The sequence below is a fragment of the Clostridium guangxiense genome (genome assembly GCF_021043395.1).
Lineage (GTDB): Bacteria > Bacillota > Clostridia > Clostridiales > Clostridiaceae > Clostridium_S > Clostridium_S guangxiense.
Map to the genome: position 1 here is coordinate 79898 of NZ_JAJNKE010000007.1, position 21487 is coordinate 101384.

19 protein-coding genes are annotated in these 21487 nt (G+C 32.2%); 4 read left to right on the plus strand and 15 right to left on the minus strand.

Features of this window, described 5'->3' with window-relative positions:
- The first annotated feature begins 176 nt into the window (after nt 1–176).
- Both LQK79_RS06975 and LQK79_RS06980 read left to right on the plus strand, forming a co-directional pair.
- On the plus strand, nt 177–1040 hold the full coding sequence (locus LQK79_RS06975) for a carbohydrate ABC transporter permease (protein ID WP_231016039.1): 864 nt from the start codon (nt 177–179) through the stop codon (nt 1038–1040).
- The gene (locus LQK79_RS06980; RefSeq protein ID WP_053241741.1) at nt 1040–1876 is read left to right on the plus strand and encodes a carbohydrate ABC transporter permease; all 837 of its coding nucleotides are present in this window, start codon (nt 1040–1042) and stop codon (nt 1874–1876) included. The genes LQK79_RS06975 and LQK79_RS06980 overlap by 1 nt, the downstream gene beginning before the upstream one ends.
- A gap of 208 nt (nt 1877–2084) precedes the next feature.
- Here LQK79_RS06980 and kamE read toward each other — a convergent pair whose 3' ends face one another.
- The 8 genes from kamE to kal all read right to left on the minus strand — a co-directional run bounded on the left by kamE (nt 2085) and on the right by kal (nt 11137).
- On the minus strand, nt 2085–2873 hold the full coding sequence (kamE, locus tag LQK79_RS06985) for a lysine 5,6-aminomutase subunit beta (RefSeq protein ID WP_231016040.1): 789 nt from the start codon (nt 2871–2873) through the stop codon (nt 2085–2087).
- A gap of 18 nt (nt 2874–2891) precedes the next feature.
- Nucleotides 2892–4442 (minus strand): lysine 5,6-aminomutase subunit alpha, encoded by a 1551-nt coding sequence (gene kamD, locus LQK79_RS06990; protein WP_053241742.1) that lies wholly within the window; start codon nt 4440–4442, stop codon nt 2892–2894.
- Between the two features lie 2 nt (nt 4443–4444).
- Entirely contained in the window at nt 4445–5881 is a 1437-nt protein-coding gene (gene kamC / locus LQK79_RS06995; RefSeq protein ID WP_231016041.1) for a lysine 5,6-aminomutase reactivase ATPase KamC, read from the minus strand.
- On the minus strand, nt 5878–6930 hold the full coding sequence (kamB, locus tag LQK79_RS07000; protein WP_231016042.1) for a lysine 5,6-aminomutase reactivase subunit KamB: 1053 nt from the start codon (nt 6928–6930) through the stop codon (nt 5878–5880). Before kamB ends, kamC begins: the two co-directional genes overlap by 4 nt.
- Nucleotides 6914–8194 carry a lysine 2,3-aminomutase gene (kamA, locus tag LQK79_RS07005; RefSeq protein ID WP_053241747.1) on the minus strand — a complete coding sequence of 427 codons (1281 nt, stop codon included), beginning with the start codon at nt 8192–8194 and terminating at the stop codon, nt 6914–6916. Before kamA ends, kamB begins: the two co-directional genes overlap by 17 nt.
- Before the next feature lie 278 nt (nt 8195–8472).
- Nucleotides 8473–9507, minus strand: coding sequence for an L-erythro-3,5-diaminohexanoate dehydrogenase (gene kdd / locus LQK79_RS07010; RefSeq protein WP_053241748.1), 1035 nt, complete (start codon nt 9505–9507; stop codon nt 8473–8475).
- A gap of 415 nt (nt 9508–9922) precedes the next feature.
- Nucleotides 9923–10741, minus strand: a complete 819-nt coding sequence (gene kce / locus LQK79_RS07015; RefSeq protein ID WP_053241749.1) for a 3-keto-5-aminohexanoate cleavage enzyme — start codon at nt 10739–10741, stop codon at nt 9923–9925.
- Nucleotides 10742–10753: 12 nt separating this feature from the next.
- Entirely contained in the window at nt 10754–11137 is a 384-nt protein-coding gene (kal, locus tag LQK79_RS07020) for a 3-aminobutyryl-CoA ammonia lyase (protein WP_053241750.1), read from the minus strand.
- 404 nt (nt 11138–11541) lie between these two features.
- On the opposite strand from kal, the gene LQK79_RS07025 reads away from it, so the two are divergent.
- Nucleotides 11542–12741: a PucR family transcriptional regulator gene (locus tag LQK79_RS07025; protein ID WP_053241751.1), complete on the plus strand. Its 1200-nt coding sequence runs from the start codon at nt 11542–11544 to the stop codon at nt 12739–12741.
- A 162-nt stretch (nt 12742–12903) separates the two neighbouring features.
- Here the strand turns inward: LQK79_RS07025 and LQK79_RS07030 are convergent, their stop codons facing one another.
- Nucleotides 12904–13095: a ferredoxin gene (locus LQK79_RS07030; RefSeq protein ID WP_053241752.1), complete on the minus strand. Its 192-nt coding sequence runs from the start codon at nt 13093–13095 to the stop codon at nt 12904–12906.
- A gap of 323 nt (nt 13096–13418) precedes the next feature.
- Here LQK79_RS07030 and LQK79_RS07035 point away from each other — a divergent pair, with 323 nt between their 5' ends.
- Entirely contained in the window at nt 13419–14228 is an 810-nt protein-coding gene (locus tag LQK79_RS07035) for an ABC transporter substrate-binding protein (protein WP_053241753.1), read from the plus strand.
- Nucleotides 14229–14639: 411 nt separating this feature from the next.
- Here the strand turns inward: LQK79_RS07035 and LQK79_RS07040 are convergent, their stop codons facing one another.
- The 6 genes from LQK79_RS07040 to LQK79_RS07065 all read right to left on the minus strand — a co-directional run bounded on the left by LQK79_RS07040 (nt 14640) and on the right by LQK79_RS07065 (nt 21478).
- Nucleotides 14640–15467 (minus strand): MBL fold metallo-hydrolase, encoded by an 828-nt coding sequence (locus tag LQK79_RS07040; protein WP_231016043.1) that lies wholly within the window; start codon nt 15465–15467, stop codon nt 14640–14642.
- Between the two features lie 14 nt (nt 15468–15481).
- A complete protein-coding gene (locus LQK79_RS07045; RefSeq protein WP_053243291.1) occupies nt 15482–15940 on the minus strand; it encodes an HD domain-containing protein in 459 nt (152 codons plus the stop codon).
- Between the two features lie 214 nt (nt 15941–16154).
- Nucleotides 16155–17837: a glycoside hydrolase family 66 protein gene (locus LQK79_RS07050; protein WP_231016044.1), complete on the minus strand. Its 1683-nt coding sequence runs from the start codon at nt 17835–17837 to the stop codon at nt 16155–16157.
- Nucleotides 17838–17850: 13 nt separating this feature from the next.
- Nucleotides 17851–19668 (minus strand): glycoside hydrolase family 66 protein, encoded by a 1818-nt coding sequence (locus tag LQK79_RS07055; RefSeq protein WP_231016045.1) that lies wholly within the window; start codon nt 19666–19668, stop codon nt 17851–17853.
- A gap of 5 nt (nt 19669–19673) precedes the next feature.
- Nucleotides 19674–20507 carry a carbohydrate ABC transporter permease gene (locus tag LQK79_RS07060; protein ID WP_053241755.1) on the minus strand — a complete coding sequence of 278 codons (834 nt, stop codon included), beginning with the start codon at nt 20505–20507 and terminating at the stop codon, nt 19674–19676.
- A 17-nt stretch (nt 20508–20524) separates the two neighbouring features.
- Entirely contained in the window at nt 20525–21478 is a 954-nt protein-coding gene (locus LQK79_RS07065) for a carbohydrate ABC transporter permease (protein ID WP_084756908.1), read from the minus strand.
- Nucleotides 21479–21487 lie beyond the last annotated feature (9 nt).

Below are 21487 nucleotides of genomic sequence, written 5' to 3' on the forward strand. Positions count from 1 at the left end.
ATCATCAAGGGGTTTGGGCATAAACCCATTCCCCATATATATTTAATTCTTCTTTAATAACAACAATAGTAGTAACAAACCATTACTAATTAAAAGTGTAGGGTTTTGATCATAAGCTCATTACCCTCCTGTAATAAATTGAATACATAGTTCAAAACCTATAAGGGGGAATTTTAATGAAAAAAAAGAATTTATCATTTTGGTTATTCCTAGCTCCAGTTCTTATTGCCTATATAGTAGTTCAGCTTATACCGCTTGTTTCTGGAATATATTATTCATTTACAGATTGGAATGGAATTGATTCAGATATAAAATGGACTGGTTTAAAAAATTATGCTAAGGCCTTTAAAGATCCAACCTTTATGCATTCATTTTTATTTACATTAAAATTTACGGTATTATCTCTTATCGTACTAAATTGTATTGGCTTTGGCTTAGCACTTTTAGTTACAAGAAAATCTAAATTAAATAACATTCTAAGAACAATATTCTTTATGCCAAACTTAATAGGAGGACTTATACTTGGATTTATATGGCAATTTATATTTATACAAGTATTTGCAGCAATTGGTACAGCTACCCACACAAAATGGCTTTTGGGTTGGCTTTCAACTAGTAGTACTGGTCTAGCTGGTCTTGTTATAATTATGGCATGGCAAATGTCCGGATACCTAATGGTAATTTATATATCATCCTTGCAAAACATTCCTGCTGAAACACTGGAAGCTGCTGAAATTGACGGTGCTAATGCATGGCAAAAAATCAAGAACATAACAATACCATTAATAAGACCAGCATTCACTGTAAGTATTTTTCTCACCCTTTCAAATTGCTTTAAATTATATGATCAAAACTTGTCTTTAACAGCTGGCGGTCCTGCAAATTCAACTGAAATGCTTGCAATGAACATCTACAATACAGCTTTTCAGTTTAACCTTATGGGGGTTGCCCAAGCAAAAGCAGTTATATTCTTTTTACTTGTAGGCGCCGTTTCCCTAACACAAGTATATTTCTCAAAAAAAGGTGAGGTGGAAGTATAATGGCTAAGAAGAACAAACATAAAATTAAAATTTCTTATTGTATTATTTCTATAATAGGAATTGTAATGGCATTACTATTTTTATCTCCTTTCTATATAATTGTTGTAAACGCATTTAAGACAAAGGCCCAATTGTTTGCAAGTACTCTTGCACTTCCAAAATCCATAATTGGGGCTAACTTTAAAGATGCATATAGGGAACTTGATTTTTTTAATTCTCTATTTCACTCTTTATTTATTACTATTGTCAGCGTCGCCATAATTATAATCTTTTCATCTATGGCCGCTTGGATGTTAGAGAGAACAAAGAGCAAAATAAGCAATATTATTTTAATGTTGTTCGTAGCTTCAATGATTGTTCCTTTTCAATCCGTAATGCTTCCGCTCATAAGATTAATGGGGAAATTACATTTTTTAAATGTAGGTGGATTAATTTTTATGTACCTTGGTTTTGGAGCTTCTCTATCAGTGTTCTTGTATCACGGATTTCTTAAAAGTATTCCAAAGGAACTTGATGAAGCCGCAGTACTAGATGGATGCAGCAAATTTCAAACCTTCTGGTATATAATATTTCCTCTTTTAAAGCCTATGTCTGTAACTGTTTCAGTTCTAAACGTAGTATGGATCTGGAACGACTACCTACTTCCTTCACTAGTAATTAATAAGCCTAATACTATGACTATTCCATTAAAAACCTTCTTCTTCTTTGGAGAGTACACAAAGCAATGGAACTTAGCTTTAGCCGGATTAATATTAGATATAATACCTGTTATTATTTTCTACTTCTTCGCACAAAAGCATATTATAAAATCCGTTACTGCTGGAAGTATAAAATAAAAAAAGCTACGTAACAATATAGAAAAAATATTAAATAAAATTAATAAATCTAAGATAAAAATATCCAAAATCCTAAGACGTTTCAATAACTCGCTAATCGCTCAGACAAATTGAAACCTCTAAGTATTTTGGATATTTTTCTCTAAGATTTATAAAATTTTATTTAAACAGTTTCTTCAATATTGTTGCTTCACTTACGGCCTTCACTTCATACCAGCTTCCTGTTCACAATCTCAGTTACTGCAAAAGTTGCTACATCTTCCGCAAACTTTCCTGGACCAAAACCTGCATCATATCCAAGTTCCTTTGCAAGTTCATGAGTTATTCTAGCGCCGCCGCAGGCAAGTACAACCTTATCTCTAATTCCTTCTGCTTCAAGTATTTCAACTAAATTCACAAGGTTTTTTATGTGAACATTTTTTTGAGTTACGGTTTGAGAAACTAAAAGCACATCCGCCTTAAGTTCTATTGCCTTCTTTACAAAGTCCTCATTTTCAACCTGACTTCCAAGATTGTAAGCTTCTATCATGTCGTACCTTTCAAGTCCATAGTGTCCCGCATAGCCTTTCATATTCATTATTGCATCTATACCTACAGTATGGGCATCCGTACCTGTACTTGCTCCAACCACTACAATTTTTCTCTTTATATTTTCTTTTATATATTTATCAACTTCACTCATGGACATTGTATCTACATCAACAGTTTGAACTACTATACCTGTGTAATCAACAGTGTGCTTAAGAGAACCATATAAAACATAAAAGGTAAAGTTTTTATCAAGCTTTTTATGACAAACAACATCGATATCATCAAGCCCCATTTTCTTAGCTAAAATTCTTGCTGACTCCGTCGACTTTTCGGAATCAGAAAGAGGAAGTGTAAAACTAACTTGAACCTTACCATCATTCATCGTATCTCCATATGGTCTTACTTTTGTTAAATCTAATGTTTTATCAAACTCTTTTTTCTCAAGAGAATATAAACCTCCACTCACAATGCATCTCTCCTTTCATTATTTATTTAGCATTAAGTCCAAAAATGGGTTAAAGTATTCTTCAGATTTTTCAAAAACTCCATCAAGACCTTTGCCCATGTCTCTTCCTCTTCTTATCCCTGCAAAAGCACCTTTTTCAAGGGTATTAAAAATTCCATCTCTCTCTATTTCCTTTAAAAGTTCATAGGATTTTTTAAGCACAAAATCTGCTCTCTTTTGAATAATGCCTTCTTCTTTAAATTCTATCTCATCTCCAAGAGATTTCATTGCCTTTGAAACATAAGAGGCATTTTCAATAGAAAGGGCTCTATCCGACATAAAAGGAGTGTGAATTGCTTCTGTTAACATTCCAAGAAGGTGAATTCTCTGGTTTGTCAAAACAGTGATCATATTAAATAAAGTATCCTGAACGTGGCCCCTAAATATGTTTCCTGTCATGTACTTTGTTGGAGGCATATATTTAAGAGGGGCTTTAGGGAATATCTCCCTTGACATTTGTGCCTGCGAAAGCTCATACACAAAGGAATTTTCAAGCTCTGGGTCCATTTCAAAAGCATGACCAAGTCCCATTTGTTCTTCTTTTAAACCTGCCATAAGTGCAAACTGCTCATTTATAAATTGTGAAGATAAAACTGTGTGAGCTTCTTCATAGGCATCTGACGTAGTTAAATAATTGTCCTCCCCTGTATTTATGACTACTCCTGCATAACCGTTTATTACCCGTGAAAAATATTGATCTACAAAGGTTCTCTGCATGTTTATATCTCTAAAAAGTATTCCATACAAAGCATCATTTAGCATTACATCAAGCCTCTCAAGGGCTCCCATCGCTGCAATTTCTGGCATACAAAGTCCAGAACAGTAATTACAAAGTCTTATATATCTTTTAAGCTCGGCTCCAACATCATCAAGTGCCTTCCTCATAAGCTTGAAATTTTCCTGCGTTGCATAGGTTCCCCCGAAACCTTCCGTTGTAGCACCATATGGAACATAGTCAAGAAGGCTTTGAGCTGTAGTCCTTATAACTGCAATTATGTCTGCTCCCTGCTTAGCTGCTGCAACTGCCTGAGTTATATCCTCATATATATTTCCTGTTGCCACTATTACATATAAAAGTGGACCTTTTTTGTCCCCATAGGAATTTAAAAATTTATTTCTCTTTTCCCTATTCACCTTTATTCTTTCAACTGTTTTCTTTGCAATGGTCATGGCATTATCCATAGTCAAAAATATATCTTTTGAATTAAAATCCGTTAAATTTAAAGTTCCATTAGAAACCTTCTTAGCTATCTCCTGCATTGAAAGTCCTGTGCTTAGCTGAGCATTGCTCAAATAATAAGCTGCACCCTTTGATAGTCTATTTCCCTTTTTTATATTTTCAACCACTACATTTGGAAGTGGTATATTTTCCTCATTAACTCCATCTATTCCAAAAAGTCTGCATATAGTTCTTTCAACGGAAACTGTGGTATTTTTATCGATAAAATTTTGAACCTCTGCTGCTATATTGTGAGCACAATTTCTAGCCTTATTAACTGTGTTGAAATCAAGATTAAGCTTACTTTTCATCCTTACCCCTCCTCGTAAAATTCCCTTGCTGTATTTATTATTTCGTTGTCTAATCCCATAAGTGTACATATATTAAGTGCATCTTTAGGAATAGCAGTGCCTTTTTCAACCTTTTCAAGAGAATAATCCATATATCTATTTATGAGCATTAAAAATTCTTCTTCTTTTTCAATGTCCTTTATAACGCTGATGTCTACATTTTTAAGACCTTTTACTTGATAATGAACGTCTGCAAAACTGCACACTCCGTCATAATGAGTAGAAAGTACGACTATAGAATCAAACTTGCCAAGATACTTAACAAGAGCTTTAGTTATATTGCTCCCCTCTTCTGGGTTTGTTCCACGTGCAAATTCGTCAAAAATTATAAAGCCTTTCTTATCCTTAAGTTCATCTAGAATCCTCTTAAGCTTAATAACCTCTCCGCCAAAGGTACTAAGTCCATTTTGAAGTGACTCTGCATCTTCACTTAAAAAGCACATAAAATCAAGGGGGGCAAATTCAAAGCTGTCTGCAAAAACATAAAAACCCATGTATGCAAGAAGATAGTTGAGTGCTGTTATGCTTAAAGCTACAGTTTTCCCCCCCATATTTGCCCCTGTAATAACTGTAGTTCCCTTTAAAAGTTCAAGGGTAATAGGCTTAAAACTGCCTCCCTTTTTCTCAACTTTATCTTTTACCATAGGATTTATGCCATTAACTATTTTTATCTTATTTGAAAGTACAGGTCTGCAAAGTTTGTAATCAAATGCACATTGAGTTTTAGCTATGATAACATCTAGTTTTCCAAGCATATATGTGCTTTTAATTAATTTATCAGCATATTTTGATATTTCATTTGTGAGACTTTTTCTTATAGCAAACTCCTCTTCTTTTTCATGATTTACTACTTCTGCTCTATCCTTTAAAAGCTGTACTCTTTTACTGCTGTTCTTCTCTTTATAAATAAACTTTTCTATTTTTCTTTTTTTATCTCTGATTTTAGATAACTTTATAGAATATTCATCATATATAAAAAAGCTTGAACTTCTATTTTCTATTGGATTTAACAACTTATATATTTCATCAAAATCACATAGCTTAATCCCTTTTAAATTAAATTCAAATGCCTCATACAGATTATTTATTTCCGATGACAAAATAACAAAATTTTTAATTTCAAACAGCTCAACCTCATCAAGGATATTCCCAGTTTTACTTCTCCTAAAAGTATTTTTTATATCTCTAAATCTCATAAGTATATTTTCAAATTGGTCAAAACAGTTCTGTTTATTTATGCACTTTTCGATGTTTTCGTACTCATCTAAAAGTTCTTCTTTTGAAGTTATTGGCTTTAATGCTGCAAAAGTTTCCTTTCCAAACACACTTGAAACATTGAATCTATCCATTACATAATAAAATCCTATTTTTTTCTTAGCTTTATCCTCTAAAAATGTCATTCTATCACATCCATATCAAATTGCTTTACATTAAAAATAGGTATATTAATTTCGTTTTTTAACTTCATATATATATCCTCATACTCAAGTACAATTCCTTCTGATGACCAAGGATTAACACTTATTCCAGCTAAATTTATATTATCTACTGCTCTTATTATTCCACCTTTCAACACGAATCTATCATAGGTACTCTTTTTCATAAAAACTTTTGTAGCATCCTCCACAACAAAAGCAGCTTTTTTAACTTTAAAATCTGAATTAAGTATTTCTGTCATAAACTTATCCGTAACTATACCTTTTATAAATACATATTTTAAATCACCACTATAACTTGAAATAACCTCTTTATACGCGTTTATTGAAGTATTGGCATGGCTCTTCTCAATGTAATCTTCATATACAAAAGCAACTCTGGTTTCTTTCATTGTTTTTTCATAAAGTTCTATAACCTTTGAATCAGCCTTAGTAATTGAAAATAATGAAACTAAATTTTCTGTTTCCTCTACTAATTTAAAAATATTATGAGAAAAAGCTGCACCAATGCAGAGTACTACTACTTCTGTAACTGTTGGCGCTGCAAAACTTTTTCTTGAAAGTGCTCCATCTACAATAGTAAACTCCGCACCGCATTTCTTTAACGCATCTATTACAGCTTTTATTTTCTCTTTAGTTGATGGTCCTGCTATCTCGAGAAATCCAGAAGTGATGCTTTCTGCAATAACTATATTTCCAAGAGGTGTACTTATATCCATAACCCCAATTATTTTAAAAGTAGCATCACTTTTTAAAATCATGCTTTTAGCAGTAGCTACGAGAGTTCCAGTTTTAACGTATATCCTTGGTTTATGGGTAAAGGTTACTGCATCCTGTTCCTCCCCATCTCTTCCTATAGACGTTATGGCAAGCTTTTTATTTTTTAAAGCCTTCATAATAAAATTAAGCGTTGTAGTTTTACCTGTATTTTTTTCAAGCCCTATAATTGATAGTGTCTTATACTGAGAAATTCTTTGAATAAAATTTTCAAATTCCTTATATTTCTGCGCCATTATTACTCTCTTTATATTTTTCTATTCTTATTTCTCTATCTAGGTTTTCTGGCTCTATTGACATTTTTTCTCCACTTAAAAGCGCCGAAATTCCTATTTGATGAATCTTTTTCTTACCTCTACAGACCTCACAGTGACAGTCTGGAGAATAGTTTTTAGGTTCCTTATAAGTTGTTATAACACCTTCAAAATTTCTTAGTATGAGCCTATCATTGCTTTGGCTTATAACATAATTAGGCATTACAGGTATCTTTCCGCCTCCACCTGGAGCATCTACAACAAAAGTAGGGACACAGTATCCAGAGGTATGTCCTCTAAGTCCTTCTATTATTTCAATTCCCTTTGATACGGGAGTCCTGAAATGTCCAAGTCCCATTGATAAATCACATTGATAAATGTAGTATGGTCTTACTCTTATTCTTACAAGCTCATTTACAAGCTTTCTCATTACATGAACACAGTCATTTACTCCCTTTAAAAGCACAGATTGATTTCCAAGTGGTATTCCTGCATCTGCAATAGCCTCACAAGCTCTTTTAGACTCCTCTGTTATTTCATTTTGATGGTTAAAATGAGTGTTTATCCATATTGGGTGATATTTCTTTAGCATATTTAAAAGCTTAGGTGTTATTCTCTGAGGCATAACCACTGGCACTCTTGAACCAATTCTAATTATTTCAACATGCTTTATAGCTCTTAATTTCTTTATTATATATTCAAGGAAATCATCGTCTACTAAAAGAGCATCCCCTCCAGACAAAAGTACATCTCTTACTTCTGGTGTTGCTGCTATATAATCAATGCATTTATCTATTTGCTCCATAGAAAGACAGCTATCAGTATGTCCTGCAAACCTTCTTCTTGTGCAGTGTCTGCAGTACATTGAGCACTGATTTGTTATGAGCAGTAAAACTCTATCTGGATACCTATGAGTTAAACCAGGTACTGGAGAATCTCCATCTTCGTGAAGAGGATCAACTAAATCTCCTGGCGAAATAGTAAGTTCATCTACAGTTGGTATTGCCTGTTTTCTTATTGGGTCAAACTCATCCTCTGGATTTATCAAAGAAAGATAATACGGTGTTATAGCCATTCTAAATTTTTGAAGACACTTTTTAGCTCCTTCTTCCTCTTCCTTTGTAAGTTTAATATATTTTTTAAGTTCATCTACATTTTCTATTCTATTTTTAACCTGCCATTTCCAATCATTCCAATCACTATCTGGCACATCTTTAAAAAGTTCAAATCTTCTACTCTTGTTCACTGTAAACCCCCCCGATTTTTGTGTATACCCGTAATATTTAGATTCTAAATATTGCGGCGTTGCAAGTAATTTTTAAAATATGAGAGTACAGAGTACAGATGACAGAGTACAGTGAAGGTGGATTTATCTTCCTTACGTCAGATAAATCTTAGAACTTAGTAATGTTCAGCTTCGCTGAAGGAGATAATTATTTTTAATTTAGATTTTCCGCAGCAAAGCGTAGGAAAATCAACCTTCACTGTACTCTGTACTCTGTACTCTGTCAACTGTACTCTGCCTCAATTGTATTTTTCTTCAAATATTTTTCTAAGCACACTTGATTCTCTGAGTTCATTTATTGCTATCTCTGCATGTCCCTTTGTGTAACCATTTCCTATATAAAGGGATACATCCTTGCCAACACCTTCAGCACCTAATGCTGCCTTTGTAAAACTTGTTGCCATTGAAAAAAAGTATGCGGTTCCTTCATCTTTTACTGGAAGTATTGTGGACATTTCTGTGTTTGGTACATTTACACAGTTAATTGATATGTCATATTCTTTTCCGTCATTTGCTTCAAGTGCCTTTTCTAAAACTTCTGTTGGATTAACCGCATTTGCCATAATAACTTCATTGCAAAAGCCTGCCTTTATAAGTTCTTCCCTATCTTTTTCAAATGCTACAAGTCCAACTACTCTTCCTGTAGGTCCAACCCTTTTCCTTGCCTCATAGGAACAAAGTGTTCCTGATTTTCCGAAAGCTCCTAATATAAGCACACTATCTCCTGGCTTTACCATCTTTGAAGTTTGTGCTGGTGCTCCTGCAACATCTAGAACTGCAAGTGCCAGGTTTTCGCTTAAATCATCTGGAAGCTTGACATATATACCGCTTTCAAATAGCACTGCCTTACCTTCAATTTCAACTCTATCTATTTCTTTCTTTATGCTTTTTATTTTTTCAATTTTAAGTGGAGTTAGGGATAATGAAACAAGTGTTGCTATTTTATCTCCAACTTTTATATCTACCTCCGAAACTAGATCCTTGCCTATTTTTTCTACAGTGCCTATTAACATTCCGCCTGAACCTGTTACAGGGTTCTGCATTTTTCCACGTTCATCTACTATTTCAAGTATTCTTTTCTTTATCTTTTCTACATCTCCGCCCTGTTCATTTTCTATTTGGGTAAAGCTTGCAGAATCTATATTAAGTGCCTGCACATCTATTAGTATTTCATTATCCATTATGTCCATGTTATTTGAAATTTTTTTAGCTGCCTGAGGAAGTACCCCTTTTGGCTCCATTACTCTATGTGTTCCATATTTTGATGACTGCATATTATTTCCCCCTCTTATCTGCTATATTTAAATTACATGTAAGCTTTCAACTCACTTAACTAGAATTTTTGAAGTAACTCATAAAATCCAGAGGACAGAGTACAAAGTACAGAGGACAATGAATGTGGATTTTTCTCCGCTTCACTACAAAAAATCTTTAATATATTTCTGGCATAATCCAATTACATTTAAACTACTTGAAAATTTAAAAACTGAATTACTACACATTTAACGCTTAACTTACCTAAATAAAATATAATTACTTTTTATATTAATTGCGCAAGCATCAATAAGTTTAAGATTTTCGGCATCAGCAGAAAATCAACCTTCACTGTACTTTGTACTTTGTACTCTAACTAAGTAATAATTGTTGTAAAAACTATTCTAGTTATTCTAAAAGTTTAATGTTCTTTCCTTATATCAGGTGCAAAATTTCTCTTGCTTCTTTTGGAGTTGCTATTTCTCTTCCTATTTCTTTTGAAATTCTAACTGCCTTTTCAACCATCTCTCCATTTGACTTAGCCAGAACTCCTTTTCTTATGTATACATTGTCTTCAAAACCTACTCTTACGTGCCCACCTGCTGCTATAGCCATGGCCGCCATTGTAAATTGCGCTTTTCCTATACCAGTCACAGTAAATGCTGAACCTTCTGGAATACTTGCTTTCATGAATGCCAAATCCATTAAGCCTGCGTTTATTCCTCCTCTTACTCCCATAACAAAATTAAATTGAAGAGGTGCCTTTAAAAGTTTTTCTCTATAAAGTCTTATAGCTGTATCTATCATTCCCTTATCAAATACCTCTATCTCTGGCTTTACTTCAAACTCTTTCATTTTTTTAGCAAAGTACCTTATGGTTTCTTCTGTATTTACAAAGATATCATTCTTACCAAAATTACAAGTACCACAATCTAAACTTGCTATTTCTGGCTTTAGAAATATAGGACTTAATCTTTCGTCATTATCCATTCCAACTGCTCCACCTGTGGAAGGTTCTATTATTACATCTTGACATTCTTCTTTTATTCCATCTATACATGCTTTAAATCTTTCAAAGCTTTGTGTTGGCGTCCCATCATCTTCTCTTACATGTAGATGAATTATGCTCGCTCCAGCTTCATATGCAAGTCTAGCTTCTTTTACAATTTCCTTAACTGTATATGGAACATTAGGATTATCTTTTTTCATAACCTCTGCACCGCATATTGCAGCAGTAATTATTAATTTTTCCATAACATCCACACCTTATTTCCTTTGTTTATCTTTAGGAACAACACATACTCCAGTGGCTCTACAAACAACTATTGGTTCCTCAAGAAAATCTGCAGCCGAGTCATTTATATCTGTTCTTTGTGAAACTACTTTTCTAGCTTCAAACTCCATTTTTCTCGATGTATTCCCTACCTTAACAATTTTGCCCACTGCCTCTATATAATCTCCTGCATAAACTGGAGCTAGAAAATCAACGCTTTCATATGCTCTAAATAAACCTTCGTCACCATCATGTCTTATTAAAAGTTCTGTTGCCACATCTCCAAACAAAGCAAGCATTTTTGCCCCGTCAACAAGATTTCCACCATAATGTGCATCGCTAGAACCCATTCTAAGTCTTACAACTACTTCTTCCATAAAAAATACCCCCTATTAAAAAGTCATAAAATTATATATTGTATATTTTGAAAGTCACTAACAAATTCTGTATCAAATAATTGCATTTATTGATATAATATTATTTAGCAAGATATATGTTGATAATTTTTATGCTATTAGCCTTAAATATTATTAATTTATCAATTAACTTTATTATAATTTATTTTTATCTAGTTAACAATAAACGCCATGTACCTATTTATTCGCGAATATTGGACATTATGTACAACCGTATAAAAACAGTACACAGTACACAGTTCACAATAACTGTGCATTGTGAACTGTGAATTGTGCACTGGACTAAACTTCAATTTATCAGGATGAATTTAGTATTACTAATTTCAAACTTTCACGCTGTCTATCTATAAAAGGAGCTGATTCTTTTGCCTTTACTTATTAAAAATTTATTTGAACTAGATTCACTTAATGGGATTAAATTACTGACAAGCCAAAATGGAATAAATAACGAAATAGCATGGGTAAATATAATGGAAATATTAGACGAAATTAGTTATCTCCAAAAGGATGAGCTTTTATTAACTACAGGCTACAAACTAGATGATGAAAACTTAAACAAAGATTTGATATTAAAGCTTCATTCAAAAGGTTTAGCTGGAATGGGCATTCAAACAGGATATTATTTAAATAAAATACCTGAATATATAATAGCCGATGGAAATAAATATAACTTTCCCATATTTGAAATTCCAAAGAATTTAAGTTTTTCAATAATAACTCAAGTTGTACTTAAAAACGCATATGCAATAAATATTAAACTTAACGATGAAATTCATAGTGGTAATTACAAGCATATTTTCGAAAACTTAAAAGCAAATAAAGAACTTAATTTTCATGACACATACCAGCTTAAAAATAGCTTGCAATTAAATTTAAATTCAAGTTTATGTTTATTTATTTTATCGATTATAAATACTTATGATACTCTCATTTCTGAGAATACAATGCTTAACGTAATTAATAATCTCAGAAATTATTTCCACTCACACAACATTACTACTGTTATTGAAATTTTAGATAATAAAATAATGTTTTTAATATCCTCATCTCAAAAGCTTTCAACTCACAATTTAAGCATAGAATTAATTGAAACTTTAAAATCATCCTGTAAAAATGAGTCAAATCTTGCATTACTGATTGGAGCAAGTAATATATTTGGTTCAATAGAAAATTTGCTAAATGCATATAAGGAGTCGTGTTCAAGCTTATCTACATTAGAAAAAATAAATATTAAGACAGGAATTTGTTTTTATAAATATTTACCGCTTTTTAAATCTCTTGGACTTATTAATTCTGATAGCTATATTGCAAAATCTCTACAAGAAAAAATATACACATTAATAGAATACGATAGGCTGCATAACACAAATTATTTTTACACCCTAAAATCCTTTATAGACAATGAATTTAATATAAATTTGGCTTCAGAAAAAATATACATTCATAGACATACTTTAAAAAATAGATTGGAAAAAATGAAGCAAATATGTGATATTGATTTTGATGATTACTACTCAAGACTGAGCTTAACCTTGGCAATTTATCTTTATGAACTGTTTTCGTAAATATTAAATCAGTGCACAATTCACAGTTCACAGTGCACAATTTAGGTTGATTTTTCTACTCAAACGTAGAAAAATCTGAAAAATAATAAACTGTAAGATTTTCTGCAAAAGCAGAAAATCATCCATAACTGTGAATTGTGCATTGTGAACTGTGCACTGGTTCTAGATTACTGTGATTGCATTAACCGGGCATGACTCTTCTGCTTCCTTCGCGCCTTCCTCTGCTTCCCTAGGCACATCTGTAATTTTAACAAATGCCTTTCCATCATCATCATCCATTTGAAAAACCTCATTGCAAAGATTTGGACATAGTCCGCAGCCGATACATTGACTTTTGTCAACACTAGCTTTCATTCTAACGCCTCCACCATGTTTATTCATACTCTTTATAATAGCCAACTAATCATGTTTTTATTCTATTTCTATAGATAAGCTATATATGAAATTTAAATTAATTAAATCGGCTTTGTAAATTTGAAATTGTTATTTTTAGTATTAATTTTAATATTAATATTGCAGTTTTGTACAAAATATGTTAACATACTGTTAATTAATTATTTACTAAATTGTACTTTTGTCAATTAATTGTTTATATTTAAATTTTATGACTATCCATCTATATTTATCCTTTCTTAGAACATAATAATAATAAATTTATTATAAAGGAGTGCATAAAAATGCCAAAAAAAATAATTACTATACTACTCGTTATCTGCTTAAGTGTTGTTACTTTAGTTGGTTGCGGTGCAAAGACCAATACGTCATCCAATGCAGACAATTCCCTCGATAGAGTAAAAAAAGCTGGTCAAATGGTTATAGGTATTGATAACACATATCCTCCAATGGAATTCAAAGATAAAACAACTGGTACTAACAAAGGATTCGATATTGATGTTGCAAATGCAGTTGGTAAAAAACTTGGAGTGAAGGTTAAATTTGTTCCAAATGCTTGGGATGGAATTTTTCTTGCTCTTAAATCTAAAAAATTTGATTTAGTTCAATCAAGTGTAAGTATAACAGATGATAGAAAAAAGACTATGATTTTTACTGATCCATATATATATGGTGGAAATGCTATATTTGTAAAATCAGATAATACCACTGTAAAAAGTGATAAAGATTTTCCCGGAAAAGTAATAGGCTGTCAAGCTGGAACAACTGCTCAAGATGTACTTAGCAAATTATCTGGACTTAAAGAAGTAAAAAAATATGAAGCAATGACAGACGCATTTTTAGATCTTCAAAATGGAAGAACTGCTGCAGTCGTAACTGACCCTATGGTTGGAGATTACTACAACATTACTGCTCCAGGTAAGTTTAAGAAATTAAAATCTTCTTTAACAAAAGAACCTATAGGTGTTGCTTTTAGAAAAGAAGATAAGGGTTTAAGAGATGCTTATAATAAAGCTATGAATGAATTAAAGAAAGATGGAACTTTATCAAAGTTATCTAAAAAATGGTTTGGACTTGACATATATGCAGAGTAAAAAAAGTGCGAAGTAACAATGCTTCGTCACACATACGCGGGGTTTGGGCGTAAGCCCATTATCCTTCTAGAATAAGATAAAAGTACTTTCAATAATAAATTCCATAAATCTAAGTTAGGAAAATGACAAAATCCTAAGATATTTCAATAATTCGCCTTTTGCTCAAACAAATTGAAATATCTAAGTATTTTGCAATTTTTGAACCAAGATTTATTAGGGTTTTTTTAAATCGTTCCTTCAGCACTATTACTTCAACCACACAGTAGTTCAAGGAAAAAATTCCTCCCTATCTACGGAATTTTAGGGGTGAATTTTTGTAATCAATTAAATTTTTATACCATATTCCCTAATTAATCTTCATTAATTAACCATATTTACAGTATATCTTTCGTAGAGAAACGGAGAAAAATTTCAAATATATTCCAATGTAAGTCCAACTCCTATTTCTTTTATATTTGTAACCTTTGAGAGCTCTATTTTGGATTTTAAATCTGTACAATGTCCTGCATGAACTTTGTTTATGTTATTTTGCTTCATATATTCGCAAGTTTTTGTAATTACCTCTCTAGAAGGGTTAAGAAGGTGAAAACTACCAATCACATCTACAATCCTGTCATCACTGCACACTTTCTTTGCATATTCAATAATATTGCAAATACCAGAATGAGAACAGCCAGTAATAATAACTAAGCCTTCTGCACTTCTATACACAAGTGCAGAATCATCTAGTACATAGTCATCTATCTCACCACCACTATGCTCCATTTTCCCAATTGGCAACTTATTTTCGAAGTCATTTTTTCTCTCTATTTCTCCCAGAAATACAACTTTATCAGTTAACCACACAGGATTTTTGCTTAAATTCACTTCAAAATGCCTCTTCAGTTTTTCTTCCGATACCATACTTCCTATGTCCTCTGCATCAGATACCCATTTATTTAGAAAAGTCATTGGATGAGCAATTAATTTAGGTTTATTATACCTTGTACTTTCACTATAGTGTTTAATTAAAAAAGGTAATCCCCAGGTATGATCATTGTGCCCATGAGAAATAACTATTGAATTTATATTATTTATATCTATATTCATCTTATAGGCATTTTTTATAAAAACATCTGAATAACCTGTATCAAACAAAATGTTATAATTATCATCTTGAATAAAATAACTCACTCCCGGTTCCCCTAAAAAGTATCGGTCAATAATTGTATTGTTATCTACAAGAACTGTTAGCTTCAAAATTTACCGCCTCACTACAAATACATGCTATCTATAAGATGTATCCCCGATTCTGTTTTAAAGTATTTATTTTTTATTATTTCTACTCTTTCTTTTTCTATTGAATCCTCAAAAATATTTATGATAAAATCTGCTTCAATAAGTATTTGATAATCTACGTCGTCTATCTTATTATATGTATGATGATGGCCTATTAAATAACAAACCCTATCGACAAAATTTTTATCTAAATTAAACTCTTCCAAAATATCTTTTGCCACAGCTGGTCCTTCTATCTCCTGATAGTTCCCTGCAGAAGAATTGTACTTTCTTTCGCTTTCCTTAATTCCAATATCATGAAGTACCGCAGCAACTTCAAGTATTAAAAGCTTATCATTACCTATATTTTCAAGCTCACCTATAGTTTTAGCAAAACTATAAACTTTCATAGCATGATTTATACGTCTTACATCCCCATCAAAATAAAGTATCATCTTATTTACGACATCACTTACGAGTTTCACTCTAACCACTCCTCCAATTTATTCATATTTGTCAGCTTTAAGCAAGGAAGCTATGTTTTAAATAAGCATAAAATCAGCACTTATTTAGAACATAGCCTATAATAAAAGTCGTATACTAGATAAAAATCGGTTCAATTTTAAGGTTAGTTTATCATATGCCTATATAAATTTCAACTATGAAAATTTATACTTCAATATAAATTAAATCCCATACCTTCAATGTTGGCACTTTAAATTTTATAGCCTTGCCTTGTTCATGAAGAATGCATTCATATTCAAGCTTTTGAGCTTTATTTGTTTCGTAATCAGGAGACGCAACATATACTCCTTTTACATTTTCTACAACTAAAGCTGTAACTTCAATATCTTCAATTTTATATGGTAAATTGGCCTTACCTTCATTCCAGCCCATATTTTGATAACCAGCGAAATTAACAAGGTTTATTATCTTATATCCTGGCTTTTCCTTAATTAACGTCCACACTTTGTCTCTCTCAGCTTTAGGTGATGCTTCACAGCCATTAAATACATATTCTCCATTTATTCCACCAGTATATGTCATGCTGTCATCTACTATATTAAAATCAAAAAGAAGTTCTTCATACCTTACTATAAAATCGTAATACTTCCTAAGCTTTTGTGAAAAGCTCTCTGAAACCACCGCATAATTAGGATAATATCCTTCAGTTAATACTCCATTTTTTTCTCCAAGTAATAGATGAAAACCGCCACTTGCAAATATAGTGGCCATAGTCATTATTGTGGCATTTTCTGCACTTTCCAACGATGTATTTTCTTCTTTGTTAAAAGGTTTCATATAAGCCGCTAATATAACCTGCTTTTTAGGTTCATACCTTTTAGCATTGTTAATTAAATTATATAAATCACCATAGGTTATATTGGGAGGCCAAACTTCAATATACATACAGTCTTGGTTAGAACAAGCTACAGTATCTATAGGCCAATTATTTACTGCATTAAAAATAAGATTTACCTTATATCCTTTCTCTTCAATGTAAGCTCTAGTATCATCAATTAATTTGGGAAAATCCTCTCTTAAATGTCTTATAGACTTATCATTGTTTATTTTACTTACTGCTTCCTTTGGAAAACCATATTGATCCATGTGTATGCCATCAAAACCAAGCTTGACTGCTTCATAAAATTCATTTATTATATGATCATGCCATGGGTTCTTTCTATTAATATCCATCATAAATATAAAATTTGCAAAATCCAAAACATTTCCATCATTTTTGTACATTGCCATTTCTTTATGCTCTTCAAAAAACTCTTTTTCCGAGCCATATACTGCACCATAAGCCAAAGCCTTCATGCCGTATTTATGACAATAATCTATTTTTTGCTCAACTACATCCATTGAAAGTTCTCTTCCCAATGGATCGTTAAAAACACTTTGAGGTGGATTTAACTTATGATGTCTATACATCCAATCATAAAATTGAACAACATTTATGTGATATTTATTTATCTGCTCTACATCTTTACTATCATCCAAGTCATTTTTCGAAAAATCTGATATAAATCCATACCTTGGTGCATCATACCATTCATGAACTATATCAAAAGATGTAGCTGCACTTTCCTTAAGGACATTTTCACTGTATAATTCAACTTCAACTCCATATCCTGATATAACATCATCTGAGTCGCTTACATAAATTTCAAACATTGTTTCATTGTTGTCCTCAATTTCTTTTCGAGTAGTTATTATTATATTATTAAGTCTATATACTTTGCATAACAAATAACTATTCTCAAGCTTACTGTAATCATTGATTTCTACCTTTATTTCAACCTTTTCTCCATGCTTATATTGTGATTTTAACGGAAAAATATCTACCACTTTTTCTGCCTCCTTACTTTTCAACACAAATCATATCCCAGTATTGTAATTTGGGTACGTTTATCAACAAATATTGACCCTTTTTATCACTTTTTACCTTGTATGATAAAGTTTCAATATTACCATCTCTTGCATCTGGTGAAGCAAGCCATACTTTTTTAGGTTTACCACTAAAATAGTATTTCAATTTAAGGTTACTTTGTATCGTTGGACTTTTTACATCTCCATCGTTATCTACCCATTCGTTGGATTCATTTCCTACATTATTTATAAGATGAATAATATTGTACCCTACCTTTTTCTTTGAAAATGCCCATACACTATTAGCATCCGCACTGTCACTTACCTTAACATTGGGTATTTCTATATCATTATCACTATCCTCTACGCCATCTCTCAAAAGATTCTCATAAGCCACTGAAAAATCATAATAATTTCTCATTGCTTTCTTAAGAGCTGGTGTCATAGATAAGTTTTTGTTTGGAAAATACTCATTGCAAAGCATTCCAGTATCACCAAGTTCTATATGTGCACCTCCAGAAGCAAATATAGAAGCGTCTGTAAGTCTTACTCCTGGTTCATTAAATTCAGTTCCACTCTTACCTAAGTTATAATTCATATATGCAGCCAGCACTATGCTTTTTTTATTCTTTGACAAATCTCTACTTGTATCAATGGCTTGTTTTAAATCTGCATAGGAATGACACTGATTGGGCCATACCTCCTTGTACAAGAAATCTACATCCACACTTGGCGCAACACTAATTTCTCCGTAGCCCCCTACAGGATTAAATAATATTCCTTTACTAAGCTCCTTTTTAGCTGTATTTAAGAAATCTTTATATCCATCGCTTAACTCAACTGTTTTGCCATTATAATCAAACAGTATCCCTCTTTCTCCTAAGGTATCTACATGAAACACATCAAATTTGTATACACTCATAGCTTGTTTTTCACGGCCTATTATATAATTTTGCCAACCTTTATTTGCAGGATTAAATAGGAATAGCTGGCTTGAAGCCCAACTTGATGGTAAAGGGTGAAAATCCTGTTCCTGATGCTTGTCATCCTTGTAAAGTCCCCACTCTTTTTTTACTCCATCAGCTTCATAATCTGAATAAGCTCCAAACATAAGATTATAATTCGCTGCCATCATATTTTTAGAATGGGCGAGATCAATATAGTCCTTTATAGTCTTACCATAAGTATCTCTGTTTGCAATATCACTCCACTTATCCTCCGGTTTCTCTACCGTCCCCGCAAGAGGCTTGTTGTGCTTATACTGCCAATCATAAAACTCCAGACCATCTATATGATATTTAGTCAAGCTATTTATTGTATTTTCTGAAGCTGATTTACTCTGATTTGGATAATCAGCTATATACCCATACCTTGGAAACTTGCTCCAATTTGACGACACATCAACTGCAGTGTTCCTATTATCATAAACGGTTATATTATTAAATGCATAAACCTCAATCTGGTATCCTCTAAAATCATTCTTAGGTGCATTCCATTTCACTTGAACAATTGCATTTTTATCGAGTGAATATTTTATCTCTTTACTATCTATAGTGCTGCTTAAATACTTAAAGTACATACTTAAGGTTCCTTTTCTAGCCCCTTTAAAGTTTTTATTAAGCTTTATATATATTTTTACTGTATCTTTAGGATTGTACCTTGCTTTATCAGTATAGACATCACATATAAGATTATCCTGATATTTTATTGCGCTTACTTTGTCAGGTCTAAAGCTCAAAAATCTATAAGCAAAATATCCTATAAAAATACCTACCAATACTACTACAATTAAGATTACTTTTCTCCTCATAACCATCACCCTTTAATTGATCCATCCATATTTCCTGTTTGAACCATGTACTTCTGGGTGAATGCAAATATAAGAATTTCAGGAACTATTGTTATCATAGCGCCAGCAAATACTAGTCCCCATGAAGTCGCATGCTGTCCTCTAAAAAGCTGCAATCCAACAGGTAATGTCCATTTGTTAGGATCTTTGATAAAGGTTAAAACTCCAAAGAAATCACACCAAGTACCAGTAAATACGCCTATTCCAAGAGTTCCCATTGCCGGCTTTGAAAGTGGAAGAACTATTTTCCTATAAATTGTCCATCTACTTCCTCCGTCTATAATTACAGATTCCTCTAAATCCTTAGGGATATCTTCAAAAAATCCCCTTAAGAAAAATGTATTTCCGGCTATTCCTCCGCCAACTGACAATAGTAAAAGTCCTCTATACGTATTTACTAAATTCATACTATTTATAACACTGTACTGAGCAACTATATTTAAAATTCCAGGAACCATCATAGTAAAGAGATATATATTGAATATAATTTCTTTTCCTGGAAAATCAAAACGAGCAAAACCATATGCAGATAAGGATGAAAAGAACAAAACAAGTATAGTAGTTGTTATAGATAAAAATGTACTGTTTAAAAAATATCTAAAAAAGTTATTGTCATTCCACACAGTAGCATAGTTGCTAAAGTTAAATGAATGCGGCAAGATTCTTGGTGGATACGGCATTGAAAAAGTATCCGTTGATAAAGATGTTGTAAACATTGATAGAAATGGTATTATAGATATAATTACAAATACCCATAATGCACAATGAGTTAAAACCTGACCTACTTTACTTCTTACCATAAATGCTGCTCCTTTCCCTAGTTTCTTTCATATTTAAAGAATTTATTTCTAAACAGAGTTAAAAGAATTATTGATATACCAGTAATCACACTTAAAGCTGAAGCATATCCAAAATGAAAATATTGAAATGCCTGGTTATACATGTAATTTTGCAGAACATCTGTAGTTCCAAGTGGTCCTCCTTGAGTGAGCATATATACTGCAAGAAAAACATTAAACGACCCTATTATGAGATTAATTAATATAAAGCCTGTTGTAGATTTAAGCAGTGGAACAGTGATTTTCCAAAACTTTTGAAATGCATTAGCACCATCTATTACAGCTGCTTCATACACATCTCTTGGTACCCCTTGAAGTCCAGCCAGATATATCATCATAGTCCATCCAACATTTTTCCATATACCAAAAATCCATATTACTGCATTTGCAGTCCACGTATTTTGAAACCACGAGATAGGGGTTTTAATAATATGCATTTGCATAAGCACATAGTTTATTAAACCTGCCTTACCATCTTGAAAAATGTACATAAATATTATAGCAACAACAATCCAATCAACTAATACTGGAAGGTAAATCATGCTCCTATAAAAAACAGAACCAGCTTTCACATTTCCAATTAATACTGCAATAATGAGACCTAAAATCATGCCTGCTGGAATTGTAAATACTCCATATAATATTACGTTTCTAAATGCTAGCCAAAAGTTTCCCCTCTCCGCACCAAATAACGCCATTTTATAATTTGCAAGACCTACAAATGGACTTTTAGCTCCAGGCATAATTTTATAATCCGTAAAACTCATATATATATTTTTAATTTGTGGATAGATAACAAAAACCGTAACAAGTACCATACCAATTAAAATGTAAGGTGACACCGCTATCCACTGTTTAAGTCCCTTTTTTAAGCCATCTTTCTTTTTAATCTTAGGTTCTAAGCCATATTCCTTCCTAGCAATTGACTGCATAATTATTAC